16 protein-coding genes and 1 pseudogene are annotated in these 21280 nt (G+C 75.2%); 8 read left to right on the top strand and 9 right to left on the bottom strand.

The window, feature by feature from the left end; all coding sequences use genetic code 11:
* Window positions 1–90: 90 nt before the first annotated feature.
* Window positions 91–768 carry a response regulator transcription factor gene (locus GQS09_RS14310; RefSeq protein ID WP_165986442.1) on the top strand — a complete coding sequence of 226 codons (678 nt, stop codon included), beginning with the start codon at window positions 91–93 and terminating at the stop codon, window positions 766–768.
* Here the strand turns inward: GQS09_RS14310 and GQS09_RS14305 are convergent.
* The 4 genes from GQS09_RS14305 to GQS09_RS14290 all read right to left on the bottom strand — a co-directional run bounded on the left by GQS09_RS14305 (window position 723) and on the right by GQS09_RS14290 (window position 5081).
* Entirely contained in the window at window positions 723–1790 is a 1068-nt protein-coding gene (locus tag GQS09_RS14305) for an NAD-dependent epimerase/dehydratase family protein (RefSeq protein WP_165986441.1), read from the bottom strand. The two genes, GQS09_RS14310 and GQS09_RS14305, sit on opposite strands and share 46 nt — an antisense overlap.
* 85 nt (window positions 1791–1875) lie before the next feature.
* The gene (locus tag GQS09_RS14300; protein ID WP_165986440.1) at window positions 1876–2496 is read right to left on the bottom strand and encodes a DUF1697 domain-containing protein; all 621 of its coding nucleotides are present in this window, start codon (window positions 2494–2496) and stop codon (window positions 1876–1878) included.
* A 60-nt stretch (window positions 2497–2556) separates the two neighbouring features.
* Window positions 2557–3675: a CDP-alcohol phosphatidyltransferase family protein gene (locus tag GQS09_RS14295; RefSeq protein ID WP_165986439.1), complete on the bottom strand. Its 1119-nt coding sequence runs from the start codon at window positions 3673–3675 to the stop codon at window positions 2557–2559.
* A 167-nt stretch (window positions 3676–3842) separates the two neighbouring features.
* Entirely contained in the window at window positions 3843–5081 is a 1239-nt protein-coding gene (locus GQS09_RS14290; RefSeq protein ID WP_165986438.1) for an SAV2148 family HEPN domain-containing protein, read from the bottom strand.
* Window positions 5082–5215: 134 nt separating this feature from the next.
* Between GQS09_RS14290 and treY the strand changes: the two genes are divergently transcribed.
* Complete coding sequence (gene treY / locus GQS09_RS14285; protein ID WP_165986437.1) at window positions 5216–7894, top strand: malto-oligosyltrehalose synthase; 2679 nt, start codon at window positions 5216–5218, stop codon at window positions 7892–7894.
* Window positions 7895–8108: 214 nt separating this feature from the next.
* Complete coding sequence (locus GQS09_RS14280; RefSeq protein WP_165986436.1) at window positions 8109–9377, top strand: lytic polysaccharide monooxygenase; 1269 nt, start codon at window positions 8109–8111, stop codon at window positions 9375–9377.
* Window positions 9378–9559: 182 nt separating this feature from the next.
* Here GQS09_RS14280 and GQS09_RS14275 read toward each other — a convergent pair whose 3' ends face one another.
* Window positions 9560–10102: a DUF1707 and FHA domain-containing protein gene (locus GQS09_RS14275; protein ID WP_165986435.1), complete on the bottom strand. Its 543-nt coding sequence runs from the start codon at window positions 10100–10102 to the stop codon at window positions 9560–9562.
* Window positions 10103–10399: 297 nt separating this feature from the next.
* On the opposite strand from GQS09_RS14275, the gene treZ reads away from it, so the two are divergent.
* Window positions 10400–12145, top strand: coding sequence for a malto-oligosyltrehalose trehalohydrolase (gene treZ / locus GQS09_RS14270; protein ID WP_165986434.1), 1746 nt, complete (start codon window positions 10400–10402; stop codon window positions 12143–12145).
* 66 nt (window positions 12146–12211) lie between these two features.
* Here treZ and msrB read toward each other — a convergent pair whose 3' ends face one another.
* The 4 genes from msrB to GQS09_RS14250 form a co-directional block, all read right to left on the bottom strand.
* A complete protein-coding gene (msrB, locus tag GQS09_RS14265; protein WP_165986433.1) occupies window positions 12212–12619 on the bottom strand; it encodes a peptide-methionine (R)-S-oxide reductase MsrB in 408 nt (135 codons plus the stop codon).
* A gap of 24 nt (window positions 12620–12643) precedes the next feature.
* Complete coding sequence (murC, locus tag GQS09_RS14260) at window positions 12644–14080, bottom strand: UDP-N-acetylmuramate--L-alanine ligase (protein WP_165986432.1); 1437 nt, start codon at window positions 14078–14080, stop codon at window positions 12644–12646.
* Window positions 14081–14147: 67 nt separating this feature from the next.
* Entirely contained in the window at window positions 14148–14618 is a 471-nt protein-coding gene (locus GQS09_RS14255; protein WP_165986431.1) for an indole-3-glycerol phosphate synthase, read from the bottom strand.
* A 135-nt stretch (window positions 14619–14753) separates the two neighbouring features.
* Entirely contained in the window at window positions 14754–15545 is a 792-nt protein-coding gene (locus tag GQS09_RS14250; protein ID WP_165986430.1) for a dihydrofolate reductase family protein, read from the bottom strand.
* Window positions 15546–15641: 96 nt separating this feature from the next.
* Between GQS09_RS14250 and zapE the strand changes: the two genes are divergently transcribed.
* From zapE to GQS09_RS14230, 4 genes and pseudogenes are all read left to right on the top strand, one after another.
* On the top strand, window positions 15642–16820 hold the full coding sequence (gene zapE / locus GQS09_RS14245) for a cell division protein ZapE (protein ID WP_165986429.1): 1179 nt from the start codon (window positions 15642–15644) through the stop codon (window positions 16818–16820).
* A gap of 162 nt (window positions 16821–16982) precedes the next feature.
* A pseudogene (locus tag GQS09_RS14240) lies at window positions 16983–18337 on the top strand (DUF692 family multinuclear iron-containing protein).
* A 3-nt stretch (window positions 18338–18340) separates the two neighbouring features.
* Window positions 18341–19207, top strand: coding sequence for a TIGR04222 domain-containing membrane protein (locus tag GQS09_RS14235; RefSeq protein WP_165986428.1), 867 nt, complete (start codon window positions 18341–18343; stop codon window positions 19205–19207).
* 483 nt (window positions 19208–19690) lie between these two features.
* A partial coding sequence (locus GQS09_RS14230; RefSeq protein WP_207957823.1) for an alpha/beta fold hydrolase occupies window positions 19691–21280 on the top strand: 1590 nt, incomplete at its 3' end.

Here is a 21280-nt window from a genome sequence, read left to right as displayed (position 1 = left end):
CGGCGGGCCGCGCCCGGTCACCGGGGCCGGGGCCGCCGGCGGGGCGGCGGCGGGCACCGAACCGGGCACGGCCGGCGGGAGGGTGGCGCGATGATCAGCGTGCTGCTCGCCGACGACCAGCATCTGATCCGGGGCGGCTTCCGCGCCCTGCTGGAGGCCGAGGACGACATCGAGGTGGTGGCGGAGGCGGCCGACGGCCGGCAGGGGGTGGAGCTGGCCCGGCGGCACCGGCCCGATGTCGCCCTGGTCGACATCCAGATGCCGGTTTCCGACGGCATCGAGATGACCCGCCGGATCGCGGCCGACCCGGAGCTGACCGGCGTGCACGTGGTGATCCTCACCAACTTCGGGCTGGACGAGTACGTCTTCAACGCCCTGCGGGCCGGTGCCTGCGGCTTCCTGGTCAAGGACATCGAGCCGGCCGATCTGCTGCACGGGGTGCGCACCGCGGCCCGCGGTGACGCCCTGCTGTCCCCGGCCATCACCCGCCGGCTGATCGGCGAGTACGTCTCCCGGCCGCCGGTGACCGGTGCCGCCGCCAGCGACGGGCTGGCGATGCTGACCAACCGGGAGCGCGAGGTGGTCGCCCACGTCGCGCGGGGGCTGTCCAACGACGAGATCGCCGCCCGCATGGTGATCTCCCCGACCACGGTGAAGACCCATGTCAGCCATGCCCTGACCAAGCTGGCCGCCCGGGACCGCGCCCAGCTGGTGGTCTTCGCCTACGAGTCCGGCCTGGCCGTCCCGGGCACCCGTCCCGTCCCCTGAGCGGTGTTCCGCTGCCCGCCCGGCCGGCTCTCCAGGGCGCGCAGTGCCGCGGCCTCCTTCTCCGGTGGGACACCGGGGCGGCCGGGCATGGCGTCGTGCACGCGGGGCTCCATGCCGCCCTCGGTGCGCATCCACGTCCAGGTGTCCGCCACCGAATCCCGCACCGGGCGGCAGCGCAGCCCGGCCGCCAGCACCTTGGAGACGTCCGAGCGGTGAATGGTGTCGTGCATCTCGCCGGGCGGCATCCACAGCGGCATCTCGGTCCACGGCTCGATCCCGGCCCCGGTCACCACCTCCGGCGGGGCCCAGTGCAGCGCGGCCTGCGAGCCCGTCACCTCGGCACAGGTGTCGAGCAGCTCACCGGTGGTGGTGAAGCCGGAGGGGCTGACCATGTCGTAGGGGCCGCCGAGACCGCGGGCGGAGGCGTCCAGCGCCCAGCGGGCGAGATCGCGGGCGTCGATCACCTGGAGCGGCAGCTCCCGGGGACCGGGGGCCAGCACCGGGCCGCCGCGCGCGATCCGGCTCAGCCACCAGGGCAGCCGCCCCACGTTGTCGTGCGGCCCGATGATCAGGCCGGCCCGGACGAACAGCGCACGGTCCCCGTACTCGCGCTCCGCGGCCAGCTCGCCGCCGCGCTTGTTGGCGGCGTAGTCGCTCGCCCCGGCGTCCGGGGACGCCTCCACCGTGGGACCCTCCTCGGTGAGCCCGGCCGGGGCGGGCATCCGGTAGACGGAGCGGCTGGAGATGTAGGTGTACTGCGGGACCCGGCCGGCCAGCAGCCGGGCCATGTCCCGGACCGCGCTCGGCGCGCCGGTCCAGGTGTCCACCACCAGATCCCAGGCGCCGTCCCCGAGTGCGGCCAGGCCCCGCGGTGCGGAGCGGTCGCCGCGCAGCCCGGCCGCCCCGGCCGGGGCGGGCCTGGTGCCCCGGTTGAACACCGTGACCTCCCAGCCCCGGCCGAGGGCTTCCTCGGCCACGGCACGTCCGACGAATTCGGTCCCGCCCAGTACGAGTGTTCTCATACCGGCCAGCCTTCCCCGGCCGCGGCGGGCCGGGAACCGGAACACGCTGTGGGCGGAATCGCCGGACGCGCGGCCGTCCGGGAACTCAGCCGGGCCGGCCGGGCGGCTCCAGCTCGTCCAGCAGCTCCAGCAGCCGGCTCACGGTGCGCCAGTTGCGCAGGGTGGCCACCCCCTCGGCGGGCTGCCGGGAGAGCACCTCCCCGAGCTTGCTGCGGCCCATTCCGCCGGGGAACCAGGCGAAGACCTCCCGCTCGCCCAGCCGGAACTCGTCCGGCGCGTAGGCGGCGGGGTCGGCGGAGGCCAGCGGCAGCCGGGCGGCGGGGCCGTGCAGGAACAGCACGGCGAGCCGGGCCGGGTCCAGCTGCTCGGCGGGGAACGGGCAGCGTGCCGCGGTGGCGCGCAGCTCCTCGCCGGTCAGCACCAGGGTGCCGGCCGTGAAGCCGAAGCGCTTCTCGATGGCCCCCGCCAGCGCCCCGGCCAGCTCCCCGGGCTCCGCGGGCGGGGCGGTGAACACGGCATTGCCGCTCTGCACATAGGTGCGCACGGTGCCGTGCCCCAGCCCGGCGAGGATCTCCCTCAGCTGCGCCATGGGCAGTTTGCGGTTGCCGCCGACGTTGATGCCGCGCAGCAGTGCCACATAGGGCACCCGGCCGCTGCCGTGCCGCTCGCCCGCAGGCGCCTGTCCGGTGTCACGCCGACTCGTCATGAGAGCAGCGTACGGGCGGGCACCGACAGCGGACGGGCCGCCGTCAGCCGCCGGGGCGGCTCAGACCGGGCCGGCCGCCGGCTCGGCGGAGGCCAGCGGCTGCTCCTGCCGCTCGCGCTCCTGCTCCGGCGACTCCTCCCGGGCGTCGAAGTCGTTTATGGTCCGCTCGAAGTCACGGGTGGAGAGCTGGAGCTTGTAGATGATCGCCAGCTCGAACAGCAGCAGCAGCGCCCCGGAGGCGATGGTCACCGGCACCACCGCGTTGAGCGCCGGCCCCACGATGAACACGCCCATCTGGAACTCGATGCCGCTGATCAGATGGGGCCGGATGCGGTGCCGCAGCAGCAGCGTGCGGACATTGAGGTACCAGGGGAAACGGCTGCGGAACTCCCGCTGGAGGTCGACCACCCTGGCGGCGTCCTCCGCCTCCCGCTCCGGGTCCGGGGCCGCCGCCCCGCCCACGGGCACGGCGGCCTCCGCCCGGTCGCCCTCCCCGGTGCGCTGGGCGGGCACGGTCACCGCGGCGGGAGCCGCCGGAACGGGCCCGGTGCGGTGCCGCTCGCGTTCCGCCCGGTCGCTCTCGATGTCCGCTTCCGGGTTCTTCTGGAGCAGGTCCTCCATGAACGCCAGCTCCACGGCGTTGCCGTCGGCCCGCGCCCGCTGGATGCGGGCCTTGAGCGACCGGCGCATGTCGTACCGCATCTTGAAGATCTGCAGCGCGTCCACGTACCGGATCATGTCCAGGAAGACCACGGCCACCGCGAGCCACAGGAAGACCGGGTCGCCGGTGCGCTGGTACTGGCCGCCCATCAGGGCGACGGCGCAGCACAGCACCCGGACCCGGTCGAAGACGTAGTCCAGCCAGCCGCCGAAGATCGAGCCGGTGCCGGTGAGCCGGGCGAGCTTGCCGTCCATGCAGTCCAGCACGAAGCTCAGGTGGTAGAGCAGCGCGCCGGCCAGCAGCCAGCCCCAGGTGCCCCGGGTGAAGCAGGCCGCTGCGCCCAGTCCGAGGAAGAGCGCGAACCAGGTGATCTGGTTGGGGGTGACCCGGGTCCAGATCGCGGTCCACCGGACCAGTGGGGTGGCCACGGGGTCGACCAGCAGCACCGTCCACCACGCGTCGCGCTTCTTCTGCGTGATGTCTTTTACGTCCCTCAATGGGGGAATTTCTCGGCGCATTATCTGCTTCCAAGCGGCGGTATGGCGACGCACGACGCTACGAAGGGTGCCGCCGTCAGGCAACTTCGGCTGACGTAGGTCAGAGGTGGATCATATGACACCGGCCCCGAGCGGGTGAACGCGGCGGCCGGGACCGGGTGCACACGGCGGGCCCGGGGCGGCGGCCGTCAGGACACCGGGCGGGAGTCGTTCCACTCCGCCTCGAACTCCTCCCGGTAGGCGTCGAAGAGGCTGAGCTCGCCGTGCCCCTTGCCGGCCCCCTCCGGCCGCACCACCTCGCGCCCGGCCCGGCGCAGCACCATCGCCGGGGTCTCCACGCCCCGGCTGCGGCGCAGGTAGTGCTGCACCACCGCGATGCCGTCCGGACCGTCGTCGTTCACGAAATAGGCGGAGAACCGGGGAATCTCGTCGAACACGTGGATCTCGAATGCCTCCGGGTCGCGTACCCGGCTGCGTACCCTGCGTACATGCAGGATCGCCGTCTCGACGGCCCGCGCCAGCTCGCCGCGGCGCAGGCCCAGCTCACGCTCCCGGCGGCGCATGGCCCCGCTCGCCGGGTTCAGGAACAGCAGCCGTATCCGGCAGCCCTCGTCCGCCAGCCGGACCAGCCGGCGGCCCGGGTAGTTCTGCACCAGCAGACCCAGCGCCACTCCCACGGCGTCCAGCCGGCGAGCCTCACCGAACAGCAGTTCGGGGGGCAGCTCGCGCTGGAGCCGGACCCGGTCCGGGTGCACCCCGGCCACATCGGTGAACCGGTCGCCGACCAGATGCTCCACCGCGTCGGCCGGCAGCGGCCCGGCCGCGGCCTCGGTGCCCGAGCCGTCCAGCATGCGCAGCAGCCGGGAGCAGCCGCGCTCGGCCTGGTCCAGCACCGCCCGGCTCAGCCCGCGGTTGCGGATCACCGCGCTGCGCGCCACCTCCAGCTCGTCCAGGGTCAGCTCCAGTTCGCGCCGGTTCTCCAGGTACGGCGCGAAGCAGGGCCAGTGCTGCACCATGAGCTCGCGCAGCTGCGGCAGGGTGAGGAAGGCCAGCACCGAGTCGTCGGCCGGGTCCAGCACATGGCCCTTGCGGCGGCTCACCTCGCGCAGCGCCGCCGCCCGCTGCACCCATTCCTGGCCGGTCGGGCCGGCCGCGGCCACCTCCCAGTCCTCGCCGTGCACCGGCTCGTAGACCGGCCGCAGCACCAGGCCCACCACCGAGCGCAGCCGCTGCTCCACCAGGTTGAGCCAGACGTACGCCCGGCCGGCGCGCTCCACCCGGGTGCGCACCTCGGCCCAGTCCTCGGGACCCCAGGACAGATCCGCCCCGATCTCCACCGGCCGCGGAACGGACACCGCGCCGGCCTGAGCCGCCTCGGCGGTCTCGCCCCCGTTCCCCGAGGGGAGCTCAAGACCGGAAGAGCTCACCGGACGCACCACCTTCCGCCGTTCAAGGATCAAGGAAGCCTACTGCGCGCGCGGCGGCCGCCGCAGCCCGCTGCCGGGGTCGGCCGGTGCACCAACGTGGCTTGTGCGCACGCCGGTCGGGGCAGGGGCCAGTCATGACGTCCGCCCACCGACCGCCCTCGCCGCCGGACGGCCCGCGCCCCTCCGCCGGCACCGCGCCCCGCCCCACCGCGCCCTCCGCGCCCACCTGGGACAACGCCCCGCCCGCCGGGCGGGAGGGGCGCACGCCGGAGAGTGCGCCCGGCGCACGGCGGGCGCGGGATGCCCGGACCGGCCCGCGCGGGGTGCCGACCGCGACCTACCGGATTCAGGTCCGGCCGGAGTTCCCGTTCGCCGCGGTGCGGGCGGCGGTCCCCCATCTGGCCCGGCTGGGGGTGTCGCATCTGCACCTCTCCCCGGTGCTGGAGGCGGTGCCCGGCTCGGCGCACGGCTACGACGTCACCGACCACGGCCGGGTCCGCGAGGAGCTGGGCGGCGAGGCCGGGCTGCGCGCCCTGGCGGAGGAGGCCCGCGCCCACGGCATGGGGCTGGTGCTGGACATCGTGCCCAACCACATGGCGGTGCCGGTCCCGGCCGATCTGAACCGGCCGCTGTGGGACGTGCTGCGGCACGGCCCGGAGTCGGCGTACGCGCACTGGTTCGACATCGACTGGCAGGCCGGCGACGGCCGGCTGCTGATGCCGTTCCTGGGCGGCCCGCTGGGCGAGGAGATGCAGGGCCTGGCCGTGGACCGGGAGAACGGCGCGCTGCGCTACGGCGAGCAGCGCTACCCGCTGCGCGCCGCGCCCGCCGCTTCCCGCGGGCCGCAGGGCCGCCCGGCGGAACCGGCAGCAGCGCCGGAATCGGCGGAGACGGCGGAGACGGCGGAGACGGCCGAGCTGCCGGCACTGCTGGACGCCCAGCACTACCGGCTGGCCTGGTGGCGGCTGGCCCGCTCGGACATCAACTACCGCCGCTTCTTCACCATTCCGGAGCTGATCGGGCTGCGCACCGAGCACCCCGAGGTGTTCGAGGCCACCCATGGCACGGTGCTGCGGCTGGTCCGGGAGGGCGTGGTGACCGGTCTGCGAGTGGATCACCCGGACGGGCTGGCCGACCCGGCGGACTACTTCGCCCGGCTGAGCGAGCGCACCGGCGCCGTGTGGACGGTGGCCGAGAAGATCCTCGGTTCCGGCGAGCGGCTGCCCGACGGCTGGCAGGTGGCCGGCACCACCGGGTACGACGCCCTGCGCCATGTCGACGGGGTGCTCACCAGCTCCCGCGGCTCCGCCGAACTCACCGAGCGCTACCGGGCGTTCACCGGCGCCCCGCCCGATCTGGGCGGCGACTGGGCGGCCACCGTCCGCCGTGCCGCGTACCACGTGATCACCCATGATCTGGCGGCCGAGTGCGGAAGGCTGGTGCGCACCGCCGAGCGGCTGTGCCGGGAGGTGCCGGCGCTGCGGCTGCGCGACCACGCCCGCTGGGCCCTGCGCACCGCCGTCGTCGAGCTGCTGGCCGGGCTGCCGGTGTACCGGCCGTACGTGCCGCAGGGCGGCCCGCCCTCGCCCGCCGACGAGGCGGTGCTGGCCTCGGCCGCGGAGGCCGCCGGGGCCGCGTTCGCGGTGCCGCAGGAGGCCGAGGCGGTGCGCACCGTGCGGGAGCTGGCGCTCGGCCGGCTGGGCGGCGGCCGGGACGCCGACGACTTCCGGGTGCGGTTCGCGCAGGTGGCGGCGGCGGTGCGGGCCAAGTCGGTGGAGGATGCCGCCTTCTACCGCTACACCCCGCTGCTCTCCGCCTGCGAGGTGGGCGGCGATCCGTCCCGGCCCGCGCTGCCGCCGGAGGTCTTCCACGCCTACTGTGCCCGGATCCAGCGGGACTGGCCGTTCACCGGAACGGTGCTGTCCACCCATGACACCAAGCGCAGCGCGGACGCCCGCGCGCGGATCGCCGCGCTCTCCGAGGACCCGCGCGGCTGGACCGGGCTGCTGGCCCGGCTGACCGAGCTGACCGCGGCGGACGGCGGCTGCCGGGCGCCCGACCCGCATCTGGCCTGGTCGGTCTGGCAGCTGGCGCTGGGCCTGGGCGGCAGCCCGGACCCGGACCGGCTGCTGGCCGCGGTGCTGAAGTCGGTGCGCGAGGCAGGGCTGCACACCAGCTGGCTGGTGCCCGATCCGGCCTACGAGGCGGCGGTGGAGCGGTTCGTGCTGGCCGGCCCGTGCGGCGCGGCCCGTGCGGAACTGGCCGCCTACGCCGCCGCGCTGGCCCCGCGGGCCCGGGTCAATGTGCTGGCCGGGACGCTGCTGCAGCTGACCATGCCCGGGGTGCCGGAGCTGTACCAGGGCACCGAGACGGAGTATCTGGCCCTGGTCGACCCGGACAACCGGGCGCTGCCGGTGCTGCCCGAGAAGCGGCTGGTGGCGCTGGACGAGGGCACGGCACCGGAGGGCACCGCGGACGAGAAACTGCGGCTGACCGCCGCCGCGCTGCGGCTGCGCCGGGCCCGGCCCCAGTGGTTCGGGGCCGAGGGCGACTACCGGCCGCTGGCCGCCGCGGGCCCGGCCGCCGAGCACTGTCTGGCCTTCGTCCGCGGCGGCCGGGTGGTCACCGCAGTCACCCGGCTGCCCGGACGGCTGGCGGAGGGCGGCGGCTGGCGGGGCACCGCGCTGCAGCTGCCGGAGGGGTCCTGGCGGGACCTGCTGACCGGCCGCACCGTCCACCACGGGGCGGCGCTGGAGGAACTCTTCGCCGACGCCCCGGTGGCGCTTCTGGTGCGCCCCGAGGACGGCTCGTAACGGACCCCGGTGCCGCGAAAGCCCTGCTGACACGCTGTCGGGGCACCGGTGGTCCAGTCCTGCGTCCGCATGGCGGACGGTATCTGATGCATCTTTCGGTTTCCGGATCCCTTTACAGGTTCATGACCGGACGTTATTTTCGGCCCAATGGGAGCGCTCCCAATGCGGGTTTTCCTACACCCCCCACATCTCATCTCGCGAAGGGACGCCACGGATGAGTAAGAGAGCCGCCCTCCGGGCGCGCTGGAAATGGCCTGCTCTGATCGCGCTGTTCGCGTCGCTGCCGGCGCTGCTGATGGTCTGGGTCAGTGCCAACACCGCCAACGCGCACGGCGCGCCGGTGATGCCTGGCAGCCGCACCTACCTGTGCTACAAGTACAGCCAGACCGCGGGCGGCGCCATCGACCCGAGCAACCCGGCCTGCCGGGCCGCCTTCCAGCAGAGCGGCGCCACGCCCTTCTACAACTGGTTCGCGGTGCTCCGTTCGGACGGCGCCGGCCGTCAGCAGGGCTTCATCCCGGACGGCAAGCTGTGCAGCGGCAACGCCACGGTCTACGACTTCTCCGGGTTCGACCTGGCCCGCAACGACTGGCCGTACACCCGCCTGACCTCGGGTGCGAACGTCGAGATCCGGTACAACAACTGGGCGCACCACCCCGGTGAGTTCCGGATGTACATCACCAAGGACAGCTACGACCCCTCCCGGCCGCTGACCTGGGCCGACCTGGAGTCGACGCCGTTCAGCCGGGTGACCAACCCGCCGCAGCGCGGCAGTGTCGGCTCGGACGACGGCCACTACTACTGGAACGCCACCCTGCCCTCGGGTAAGTCCGGCAAGCACATCATCTACACGGTGTGGGACCGGTCCGACAGCGACGAGACCTTCTACGGCTGCTCGGACGTGGTGTTCGACGGCGGCAACGGCCAGGTCGTCGTCCCCGGCGGCAGCGGNGGCTGCTCGGACGTGGTGTTCGACGGCGGCAACGGCCAGGTCGTCGTCCCCGGCGGCAGCGGCACCACCGGCGGCACCACGACCACCGGCGGCACCACGACCACCGGCGGCACCACGACCACCGGCGGGACCACCACGGGCGGCACCACCACCGGCGGCACCACGACCACCGGCGGCACCACCACGGGTGGCACCACCACCACGGGCGGCACCACCGGCGGGACCGGCGGCGAGTGCTCCGCCACCCACACCGTCACCAACAGCTGGGGCGGTGGCTACCAGGGCGAGGTGACAGTGACCAACAGCGGCTCCAGCTCCATCAGCGGCTGGACCGCGCACTGGATGCTGCCCTCGGGCGGTGGCATCGACCAGCTCTGGAGCGGTTCGCTGCGCACCAGCGGTGAACACGTCTGGGTCGACAACGCCGGATGGAACGGCTCGCTGGCCCCCGGCTCCTCCACCACCTTCGGATACATCGGCAGCGGCAGCCCGCCCGGAGCGAGCCTGTCGGTGTCGTGCTCGACGTCCTAGCGCCGGGCACCACAGCCGCACGATCCGCTGAGTGATCCGACGGAACAGGCACCACCCGTGACTCGGCGGCCGGCCCCGGCCGGCCGCCGAGTCCGGCACTGCTCCGGCCTGCCGTTCCCCAACCACACCACGCCCCCGCACCGGGGGCGGCGGGCCGGCTCATCCGGCTCCCGCGCGCACCGTCAGCGCGCGGCGAGCCGGAATTCCACGTCTCCGAACCGCACCTGGTCACCGGGCCGGACCGGCACCGAGCCGGTCACCCGCACACCGTTCACCCAGGTGCCGTTGGCCGAGCCGAGATCGCGCAGCTGCCATCCGGCGGTGCCGCTGCTGAGCTGCGCGTGATAGCGGGAGACGCTGCCATGCGTGAGCCGCAGCATCTGGCCGGGGGCCCGGCCGATGGACATCGGGTGCGGGCCGGCATCGGGCAGCATCAGCTGCGGCAGCCGCTCCGCACGCCAGGCCCGGTGCACCGAGCTCCTGAGCGCCGCGACCCGGGCCACCGCCCGCACCAGCCGGCCGCGCTTCTCCCGGTAGGGCAGATCGATCAGCACGGCCGTGAGTTCGTCCGGACGGCGGGCGCCGTACACGACCTCCATCCGGCGCTGGAAGGTGTCCTGCGAGACCCTTCCCTCGGCGAAGCTCTCCCGGAGAACGGTCAGCGCCCGTTCCCGGTCCGCATCCGATACCCGCGGCGGATAGGCGCTCGGTTCGAGAGAGGTCATGACCGGTAATTGTCCCGGTCAGGCTTATGCCTGTCCAGATCCGGACGGCTCTGCGGCAGGGCTGTGAACTGCCCGTCACACAAAGGCCGGTGACCCCTCCCGCCCCGCCGGGTTCCCGGCGGGGCCGGAGAAACGGTTCGGCACTGCGGCCACCGTGCGGCCACCGTGCGGCGGCCGCCCGGGGCGCGGCGGAACGCCGGAGCTCCGGGACGTCCCGGCATGCGCCGTCCGGGCGGGCCGGGACACGCGGGCGGGCCCTGTGGCGCGGCCGGGGCGGGGCGGCCGATCATGGCAGGCATGCGGTTCGAGCTGTGGGCGCCGGACGCCCGAGAGGTGACCCTGCTCCTCGGCGACGAGCGGCGGCCGATGGCCGCCGACCGGGAGCGGCCCGGCTGGTGGACGGCCGAGGCCCCGGCCCGCCCCGGTGACCGCTACGCCTTCGCGCCGGACGGCGGCCCGCCGCTGCCCGATCCGCGTGCCCGCCGGCTGCCGGAGGGCCCGGCCCGGCCCGGCGCCGTCACGGACCTCGCCGCCCACCCCTGGCGCCACCCCTGGCCGGGCCGCGGCCTGCCCGGCGCGGTGCTGTACGAGCTGCACATCGGCACCTTCACCCCCGAGGGCACCTTCGAGGCCGCCGCCCGGCGGCTGCCGCACCTGGCCGCGCTCGGCATCAGCCATGTCCAGCTGATGCCGGTCTGCCCCTTCCCCGGCCGGCACGGCTGGGGCTACGACGGGGTGGCGCCCTGGGCGGTGCACGAGCCCTACGGCGGCCCCGAGGGCCTGCTGCGCTTCGTGGACGAGGCGCACGGCCACGGGCTCGGCGTGGTGCTGGACGTGGTGCACAACCACCTCGGGCCGTGGGGCAATCCGCTGCCCGCGCTCGGCCCGTACTTCACCGACCGCTACCGCACCCCCTGGGGCTCGGCGGTCAACCTGGACGGACCCGGTTCGGACGAGGTGCGCGCCTACTTCACCGGCAGCGCCCTGGCCTTCCTGCGCGATTACCGGCTGGACGGTCTGCGGCTGGACGCGGTGCACGCCCTGGCCGACACCCGGGCCCGGCACTTCCTGGCCGAGCTGTCCGAGGCGGTGGACGCACTGGCCAAGGAGGTGGACCGGCCGCTGTTCCTGATCGCCGAGTCCGACCGCAACGACCCGCGCACCACCGCGCCGCGGGAGACCTTCGGCCTCGGCGTGCACGCCCAGTGGAACGACGACTTCCACCACGCCCTGCACACCGCGCTGACCGGCGAGTCCCAGGGCTACTACGCGGACTTCGCCAGGGCCCCCATGGCGGCCCTGGCCCGTACCCTGACCCGCGGCTTCTTCCACGACGGCGGCTGGTCGTCGTTCCGCGGACGGCACCACGGCGCCCCGCTGGACCGGGCGGAGTTCCCGGCCCACCGGCTGATCGGCTACGCCCAGACCCACGACCAGATCGGCAACCGGGCACAGGGCGACCGGCTGGCCGCGGGCCTGGACGAACCGCTGCTGGCCTGCGCCGCGGCGCTGGTGCTGTGCGGGCCCTTCACCCCGATGCTGTTCATGGGCGAGGAGTGGGGCGCCACCACGCCCTGGCTGTACTTCACCGACCACCCGGACCCGGAGCTGGCCGAGGCGGTGCGGCGGGGGCGGCGCCGGGAGTTCGCCGCGCACGGCTGGGCGGAGCCGGACATCCCGGACCCGCAGGACCCGGCCACCCGTGACCGTTCCTGCCTGGACTGGCCGGAACCGGAACGGCTGGCCGCGGCCCGGCTGTGGCAGTGGCACCGGCGGCTGATCGAGGTGCGCCGCGCACACCTGCCGGCCGCCGGCCGGCCCCTGGCCGCCGCGGCCGTGGAGTACGACGAGGCGGCGCGCTGGCTGGTGCTGCGCAATCCGCCGCTCACCGTGGCGGTCAACCTCGGCGACGCGCCCGCCGGCGTCCCGCTTCCGCCCGGCCGGCACACCCCGGTGGCCGTCAGCCGGGAGGACTGCCCGCCGCCCGCCGGCGGCGGCCTGCGCCTCCCGCCCGGAACCGCCGCCGTCCTGCTCACCCCGTGACTGCGGGCCCGCACCTCCCGCGGCGGGCGGGCGGTGCGGGCGGGCGGCGGCGGAGCCGGCCGCGGGCTACTCCGCCGGGACGAGCCGGACCGAGACCGAGTTGATGCAGTAGCGCTGGTCCGTCGGCGTCGGATAGCCCTCCCCCTCGAACACGTGCCCGAGGTGAGAGCCGCAGCGCGCGCAGCGCACCTCGGTGCGCGGCCGGCCGGGCAGCGAGGTGTCCGGCAGCAGCTCGACCGCGTCGCTGTCGGCCGGGTCGTAGAAGGACGGCCACCCGCAGTGGCTCTCGAACTTCGTCTCGGAGCGGAACAGTTCCGCGCCGCAGGCACGGCAGTGGTAGACGCCGGTCGTCCTGGTGTCGTTGTACTCACCGGTGAACGGCGCCTCGGTGCCTGCCTGCCGCAGCACCCGGTATTCCTCGGGCGTGAGTTCCGCCCGCCACTGCTCCTCGGACTTCTGCACCTCGTACGCCATGACGTCGTACTCCTCCACTTCCGCCTACGGGACAGCCGGGCCGGGGTCGCCGGCCAGCCGCTCCAGGATGCGCGGTCCCAGATCGGTCACGTCACCGGCCCCCATGGTGAGAACCAGATCGCCCGGCTTCGCCATTCCGGCGACCAGCTCCGGCACCGCGTCCCGGTCCGGCTCGGGGCGGACGTCGGCGCCCGCCCCCCGCGCCGCGTCGGTGATCAGCGCGCTGGTCACCCCCGGCAGCGGGTCCTCCCGGGCCGGATAGATGTCCAGCACCACCGAGGCGTCGGCCAGTGCCAGCGCCCGGCCCATCTCCGCGCCCAGTTCCCGGGTACGGCTGAACAGATGCGGCTGGAAGACCACCAGCACCCGGCCCTCGCCCGCGCACTCGCGGATCGCCTCCAGGTCGGCGGTCATCTCGGTGGGATGGTGGGCATAGGAGTCGACGACCCGGACCCCGGCCGCCTCCCCCTTGGGCTGCAGCCGCCGGGCCACCCCGGTGTAGGCGGCCAGCGCCGGGGCCAGCTCCGCGGCCGGCACCCCGGCGGCGGCTCCGGCGGCCAGCGCGGCCACGGCGTTGTGCGCGTAGTGCCTCCCCGGCACGGAGACGCCGAAGGTCAGCTCCCGCCCCGCCATGGCCACGGTGACCTCGCTGCTCAGCCCCTTGGGCACCACCGACACCACCCGGACGTCGGCGGAGGGGTCCGCGCCGTAGGTGACGACCGCCAGATCGGCCCGGGGGGCCCGCCGCAGCCGCGCGGTCAGCTCCCGGGTGCCCTCCTGGTCGGCGTTGACGACCAGGGTGCCGCCGGGCCGGATGCGCCCGGTGAACACCTCGAAGGACTGGTAGACCTCCTCCAGGGAGGCGTAGTTGGCGTGGTGGTCCAGCTCCGCGTTGAGGACCACCGCCACCTCGGGGGTGTAGCGGTGGAAGCTGCGGTCGCTCTCGTCGGCCTCGGCCACGAACCACGGACCGCTGCCGTTCTCCGCGTTGCTGCCGGGGGTGTCCAGATCGCCGCCGATGGCGTAGCCCGGCTCCAGGCCGAGGGCGCGCAGCGCCACCGCCAGCATCGAGGTGGTGGTGGTCTTGCCGTGCGTGCCGGCCACCGCGATCGCCCGGCGGCCGGCCATCACCGCGGCGAGCGCGTCGGAGCGGTGCAGCACCGGGATGCCGCGGGAGCGGGCGGCGGCCAGCTCCGGGTTGTCCTCCCGGATGGCGCTGGAGACCACCACGCAGTCGGTGCCGGCCGCCAGGTGCCCGGCGTCGTGGCCGATGTGCACGGTGGCGCCCAGTGCGCGCAGGGCACGGGCGGTGGCCGACTCCTTCGCGTCGCTGCCGGCCACCCGCGCACCGCGCTGGGCGAGGATCTTGGCGATGCCCGACATGCCCGCTCCGCCGATGCCGATGAAGTGCGGGGAGTTCATCGCGGGGGCGGCGGGCTGGGGTGGCGGGGTGGCGGCCATGTGTCGTCTTTCTCCCTCGTCGAGCGGTGCCCGTCGATTGTCGCACCGCGCCCGGCCGCGACCGGGCCTACTCGGCGTGGGCGAAGAGTTTCAGCACCGGAACACCCACCCGCTTGCGGGCCCGGGAGGCCCAGTCGCGGTGGAACAGCTCCTCGACGTAGTGCGGGGCGGTGAGCACGATCACCTCGTCCGCGTTGGTCTCCTTGACCACCGAGGAGAGCACGTCCAGCGGGTGGTCGGCGATGACCCGGCCGACGGCCTGGGAACCGGCCTCGCGCAGCGCCCGCACGGTCAGGGCCAGGCCGCGTTCGGCGGGCTCCAGGGCGCGCTCGCCCTCGGGCCGGTCCGCCTCCCGCACCGCCTCGCCGAACTCGCCGAGCGCCACGTCGTCCAGGGCGCGCAGCAGCCGGTCCTGGTCGCCGCGCGGCTGCATCAGCACGATGAAGGAGACCTCCTCGGCGGCGCCGTGGAGCGTGGTGACCAGCTCGACGTCGGTGGGCACCAGGGGTTTCTCGATCATCAGAACGGTCGTGATCACGGCAAGCGCCCTTCCTCGACGAGTCCCGGCCCGCGAACGCTCGAGCAGAAACCATCCTGCTCGGCAGGCGCACGGGTGCTGCGCCTTCAGTCTGCCCACCTCAGGATAAGCGGAACGCCGCCCTCCGCAGGTCGGCTACGACCGCCCGGGGGGACGCCGGTACCGCCCGAAGAGGAAGCCCTCCTCCTCCAGCAGCCCGGCCAGCTCCAGTTCCTCGGGCACCGGGAGCTCCGCCCCGCTGACCACCCGGGAGGCCGCACCGCCGGCGATCCGCGGGGAGAGCGTCAGACACATCTCGTCCAGCGCGCCGGCCACGGCGAACTGCCCGAGCAGCCGGGGACCGCCCTCGGTCAGCAGCCGGGTGTGGCCGCGGGCCGCCAGCTCCGCCTTGAGCCGCAGCGGGTCACCGCCGCCGCCCTCCCCGGCCACCACCACCTCCACCCCGGCCGCCCGGGCCGCGGCCAGGCCCTCGGCCGGGGCACCGGCCCCGGTGACCACCAGGGTCGGCACCAGCGGCTCGGTGAACAGCGGCAGGGTGAAGTCCAGCTGCATGCTCAGGCTGACCACCACGATGGCGGGGGCGGGCGGCCGGCCGGCCGCCGCGCGCAGCCCGGCGAAGGCCTTGCGGGCCCGCGCGGGCCGGTAGCCCTCCACCCGGACCGTTTCGGCGCCGACCACGATGGCGTCCGCGAGCGCCCGCAGCACACCGAAGATCCGCATGTCCGCGGGGCCGGAGAGCGGCTGGGACCGGCCCTTGTGGTGGGCGGCGCCGTCCAGCGAGGAGACCATGTTGGCCCGCAGCCAGGCCGTCCCGGCCGGGAGCTCGGGATGCTCGGGATAGGCGTAGGCATCGGCCAGCTCCAGCAGACCCCACTCCCGGTCCGCTGCGTCCGCCGGCCCTTCGGGCACCGGAAACAGCCGTCTCATGTGCCGCAGTCTGGCACACCGTGCCCGCCCGCCCCGGGGCTCCGGAGCTGCGGACGGCACCGGCGGGCCGTGCCCGGCGGTGCCCGCGTAGAGTGGATGTCCGTGTCGCAGTCCCGTAGCCAGACATCCCCGCCGGACGGAGCGCCCGTCGCGCTGAGCGCACGGTCGCCGCACGTCCCCGCGGAGCGGCTGGTGGCCGAGATGGTGCCCCCGCCGCGGTTCGACGGGGTGCGGTTCGCCACCTACATCCCCGATCCGGCGCAGCCCAGCCAGCGGGAGGCGGTGGCCCGGCTGAGCGCCTTCGCGGAGACGCTCGGCGGCACGCATGCCGCCGGCCGGGGCCGCGGCGGCGGGCTGCTGCCCTGGCGGCGGCCGCGCCGGCCGGCCGGGGCCGGGGGCCCGCGCGGCATCTACCTGGACGGCGGCTACGGCGTCGGCAAGACGCATCTGCTCGCCTCGCTCTGGCACGCCGCCCCGGCCGCGCCCGGAGCCAAGGCGTTCGGCACCTTCGTGGAGCTGACCAATCTGGCCGGCGCGCTGGGCTTCCAGCAGACCGTGAGCGCACTGTCCGCGCACCGGCTGCTGTGCATCGACGAATTCGAACTGGACGACCCCGGCGACACCGTGCTGGTCTCCACCCTGCTGACCCGGCTGGTGGAGCAGGGCGTGGCGCTGGCCGCGACCTCCAACACCCTGCCCGGCCGGCTGGGCGAGGGCCGCTTCGCCGCGGACGACTTCCTGCGCGAGATCCAGGGTCTGGCCGCCCGGTTCGTCACCCTGCGGATCGACGGGGAGGACTACCGGCACCGCGGACTGCCGCAGGCCCCCCGGCCGCACTCCGAGGACGTCGTCACCCGCGCCGCCCACGCCACCCCGGGCGCCGCGCTGGACGACTTCCCCTCCCTGCTGGAGCATCTGGCGGACGTGCACCCCAGCCGGTACGGCGCGCTCTGCGACGGGGTGACGGCCGCCTGCCTGACCGGGGTCCGCCCGGTTCCCGACCAGGCCACCGCCCTGCGGCTGGTGGTGCTGGCCGACCGGCTCTACGACCGGGAGATCCCGGTACTGGCCTCGGGCGTACCGCTGGACCGGCTGTTCGGCCCGGAGATGCTGGCCGGCGGCTACCGCAAGAAGTACTTCCGGGCCATCTCCCGGCTGACCGCGCTGGCCCGCGACGGCGCGGCCCTGGCCGGGGGGCCGGGCGGCTCCGGCGCAGCGGACCCGGCCCGCGGCCGGCCGGCGCACCGGCAGTCCTCCGCCGGCCGCGGGCACTGAGCGCCGCCCCGTGCGCCCGGCGGAAGCTCAATTCTTGCTCTGAAAGCGGGCCCGACGGCTTCCGCAACCCGCCCCGCGGTGGTGACCTCGGTACAGGAGCGGGACCGCGGCGGTGCCCGAGCGGTGCCTGAACGGTCCGCACGCGCGGGGAGGGAGGCGCGGATGCGACTGGGGACGGGGATCGGGTGGCGGCCCGAGATCGCCGCCGACATCGAGCGGCTGCCGCAGCTCGACTGGGTCGAGGTGGTGGCGGAGAACGTCTGCCCGGACCATGTGCCCGAGGCGCTGGCCCGGCTGCGGCGGCGCGGCGTGCCGGTGGTGCCGCACGGCGTCGGCCTGGGCCTGGGCGGCGCCGACCGCCCGGCGCCCGGCCGGCTGGCCGCGCTGGCACATGTGGCGCAGACGCTGGACGCCCCGCTGGTGAGCGAGCACATCGCGTTCGTGCGCGCGGGCGGGCCGATGACCGGCACTCCCCCGCTGGAGGCCGGCCACCTGCTGCCCGTGCCGCGCACCCGGGACGCGCTGGCGGTGCTGTGCGCGAACGTCCGCATCGCCCAGGACGCGCTCCCGGTGCCGCTGGCCCTGGAGAACATCGCGGCCCTGTTCCGCTGGCCGGACGAGGAGCTGACCGAGGCCCAGTTCCTGACCGAACTGGTGGAGCGCACCGGGGTGCGGCTGCTGATCGACGTGGCCAATCTGCACACCAACCAGGTGAACCGGGGCGAGGACCCGGCCGCCGCGCTGGACGCCCTGCCGCTGGAGGCGCTGGCCTACGTGCACGTGGCGGGCGGCGTGGAGCGGGACGGCCTGTGGCACGACAGCCACGCCCACCCGGTGCCGCCGGTGGTGCTGGAGGTGCTGGCCGAGCTGTGCGCCCGCACCGAGCCGCCCGGTGTGCTGCTGGAGCGGGACGACGATTTCCCGGACGGCGCGGAACTCGCCGGGGAGCTGGCCCGCATCCGGGCCGTCACCGCCCGCGGCGCCGGGCGGAAAGCTCAACTTATCCTCTGAACCCGGCCGGTACGGGTTCCGTGCGCCGCCTGGCGGTGATGACGTGTACAGGGAGAAGCGGGCCGGGAAGCCGACGGCGACCGGCCGAGGCGAGGGGGAATCGCATGGAGCGACCGACCGGCACCGCGGAGCGGGTGCCGACGCGCGACCCGGAGGTCGAGGCGGCCCGGCAGCGGCTCGCCGTGGCACAGACGGCACTGCTGTCCGCCCTGGTGACCGGCACCCCGGCACCGGAGGGCTTCGACCGCGCCCGGCTGCGGGTGCAGCGCAGGGCGCTGGCCGCCAAGCGGGTCTCGGTGCTGGCCAAGGTGGCGCCCGGGCTGCCCGCCCTGCTCGGTGACGGCTTCCGGCCGCGGGCGCTGGCCTATGTGCGCAGCCACCCGCTGACCGGCGGACACCGCCAGGACGCGGCCCGGTTCGCCCGCCATCTGCTGGACGGCGGCCGGGCGGCCGTCGACCGGCACACCCGGCGGCAGCTCAAGCGCTGGCTGCGCGGGGAGGGCTGAGGCGTGCTGGTGATCCTGGCCTTCTTCGTCATCGGTGCCACCACGGTCAATCTGCTGGTGCACCGGGTGATCAACAGCGCCCGGCGGCGGCTGCCGGACGACGTGCCGCTGAACGTCTACGAGGCGGCGTATCTGACCGGCGGCCGGACCCGGGTGGCGGACACCGCCCTGGTGGCCATGCACGGCAAGGGCCGCATCGCGATCGACGGCGGCCAGGTGCTGGCCGTGGACCCGACGGCCGACGACGACATCGAGCGGGCGCTGCTCACCGCGTGCGGGCCGCAGTGGGAGGTGCCGCTGCGCGGGCTGCGCCGGGAGCTGGCCGGCTCGGTCGCGGTGCACCGGATCGCCCAGGACCTCGCGGGACGGGGGCTGATCTACCTGGAGCAGTCCTACGCCCGCTGGCGCCGGGCCACCCGGGTGCACATCACGGGGTGTGCGCTGGTGCTGCTCGGTTCCGTGGTCTGGATCGGGGTCTCCGGGACGGACCTGCCGGAACTCGGTCTGCCGCTGGTGTGGACCTCGGCGGCGGCGCTGGTCGCGGGGGCGGCCCTGCGGTCGCCGCGCCGGCCGCTCACCCGGCCCGGGGCGGTCGCGGTGGCCCGGGTGCAGCGGGGCCGGCCCGCCTGGGCCGGAAGCGGCCAGTACACGATGGTGGCGCTCGCCGGTACCGCGGTGATCGCCGACGACCATCTGCGGGGGGAGTTCTCGCAGATGCCGGACGACGACTCCGTGCGGAGCGGCTCCGGCGGCACTGACGGGGGGGCCGCCGGGGACAGCGGGGGAAGCGGGGACAGCGGGGGAAGCGGCTGCGGCGGGGGAATCAGCTGCGGCGGCGGGGGAGGCTGCGGGGGAGGCTGCGGCGGCTGAGCCGCCGTGGCCGCAGCCATCGGGGCGCCTCGCCGGCCGGCGAGGCGCCCCGGCGCGTTTCCCGGCACCGCGGAAGCCGGGCCTGAGGCCGGCCGGCCCCGTCGGTGCTGCGGGCCCTGTTCCCCCGGTGCATGACACCGCGTCACCCGCCGTCCGTCACCCCTGCCGGCACCGCAGAAGCCCGCCGCCGGGCCCGGCCGCTCCGTTCCGGTGCACGGCCCGCCCCGGCCGTGCCGCCGTGCACAGGCCCGGGAGGCGGAACCGGTGTGCTCCCCGGAGTTGCCGGGGGTCGCTCGTCCGGGTGTATCGCGGGCGACACCCTCCGCAGGTCCGGGCGCCGGACGCCCGGCTCGGGACGATCCAGGCAGGGCCCCGGCCGCTTGGATGGCCCGGGCAGGTGTCCTGGGCGTACGGAGGAAGGGGTCGCCGGTGTCGGTGTCGGTGCGGAGGGCGGCGGTGCTGGCCGCGGTGTGCGGCACGGCCATGGTCTCGCTGCTGGCGGCGGCTCCCCCGGTCCTTGCCGCGGCCGCGGCCGGCGGGGATTCCGCGGCGCGGCGGGGAGCGGAGGCGGCGGCGGAGCGGGCCGCGGCGGCGGGCGTGGACTGGGGCCCCTGCCCGCCCGGGGAGAACCTGCCGGAGCCCGTCGAATGCGGCACCGTCACCGTGCCGCTGGACTACGCCGATCCGGACGGCGAGACCATCGGACTGCACCTGAGCCGGCTCCCGGCCTCCGGCCCGGCCGGGGAACGGCAGGGCGCGCTGGTGTACAACCCGGGCGGGCCGGGCGGCAACGGCATGGTCTTCCCGCTCTATCCGCGGTACGTCTCCGACCCGCTGTGGCGCGACCTCAACCGGGTCTACGACTTCGTGGGTTTCGCGCCGCGCGGCGTCGCCCCCTCCGCGCCGCTGTCCTGCCAGGACCCGGAGGAGTTCACCCGCGGCCCCAACCCGGCCCCGGTGGTGCCGTCCTTCGAGTACAAGCTGGAGATGAACCGCAAGGCGGCGGCGTACGCGGCCGGGTGCCACGACAGCCAGGGCGACCGGCTGGCGCACTTCTCGACCCCGGCCGCCGCCCGCGATCTGCATGTCATCCGCGCCGCCCTGGGCGAGCGGCGGCTCACCTATCTCGGCGTCTCCTACGGCACCTACCTGGGCTCCGTCTACGCCACCCTGTTCCCCGGCTCGGTCCGCCGGATGGTGCTGGACTCCGTGGTCAACCCCGACCCCTCGCTGATCTGGTACCGCAGCAATCTGCTCCAGTCCCGGGCCTTCGAGTTCCGCTGGCAGGACTGGAAGGAGTGGGTGGCCGGCCATCACGAGGCGTACGGCCTGGGCGAGAGCGCCGCCGAGGTGCAGCGGGTCTTCGACGACGCCCGGGAGGCACTGGCCCGGGAGCCGCTGGGCGGCACCGTGGGCCCCAAGGAACTGCACAGCACCTTCCTCGCCGTGGCCTACACCGAGCGGCTGTGGCCCGCGCTGGCCGAGGTGCTGGCCGCGTACCGGGAGGGCGACAGCGAGCCGCTGCACCGGCGGGCCCGCCCGGCGACCGGCCCGGCGGCCGCCGACGCGGAGAACGGGAACGCCGTCTACACGGCCGTGGAGTGCAATGACGCACCCTGGCCGCGGGAGTGGGGGCGGTGGGACGCCGACCACACCGCCATGGCCTTCATCGCTCCCTTCGAGACCTGGGAGAACGGCTGGCTGAATCTGCCCTGCGCATACTGGCCGCTGCCCTACGGGGCGCCGGTGGACGTGGGGGTCCGGCCCGGTGAGCTGGCACCGGTCCTGCTGCTGCAGTCCACCGAGGACGCGGCCACCCCGTACGCGGGTGCGGTGGAGACCCGGCGGCGGCTGCCCGGCTCGGCGCTGGTGGTCGAGGAGGGCTCCGGCGAGCACGGCGTGGCGGGCGGCAACGACTGCGTGGACGCGCTGCTCACCGGCTATCTGGTGCACGGCAGGACGCCGGCGGAGCACACCGCCTGCCCGGCCCGTCCGGCGCCGGAGCCGCAGCCGGAGCCGGAACCGGAGCCGGAGCCCGAGGCGGAGCCGGCCGAGGCGGGGCGCGCGGCCGGT

This window comes from Streptomyces sp. YIM 98790, assembly GCF_011421595.1.
Taxonomy (GTDB): Bacteria; Actinomycetota; Actinomycetes; order Streptomycetales; family Streptomycetaceae; genus Streptomyces.
This window is presented reverse-complemented; position numbering and strand designations above follow the sequence as displayed.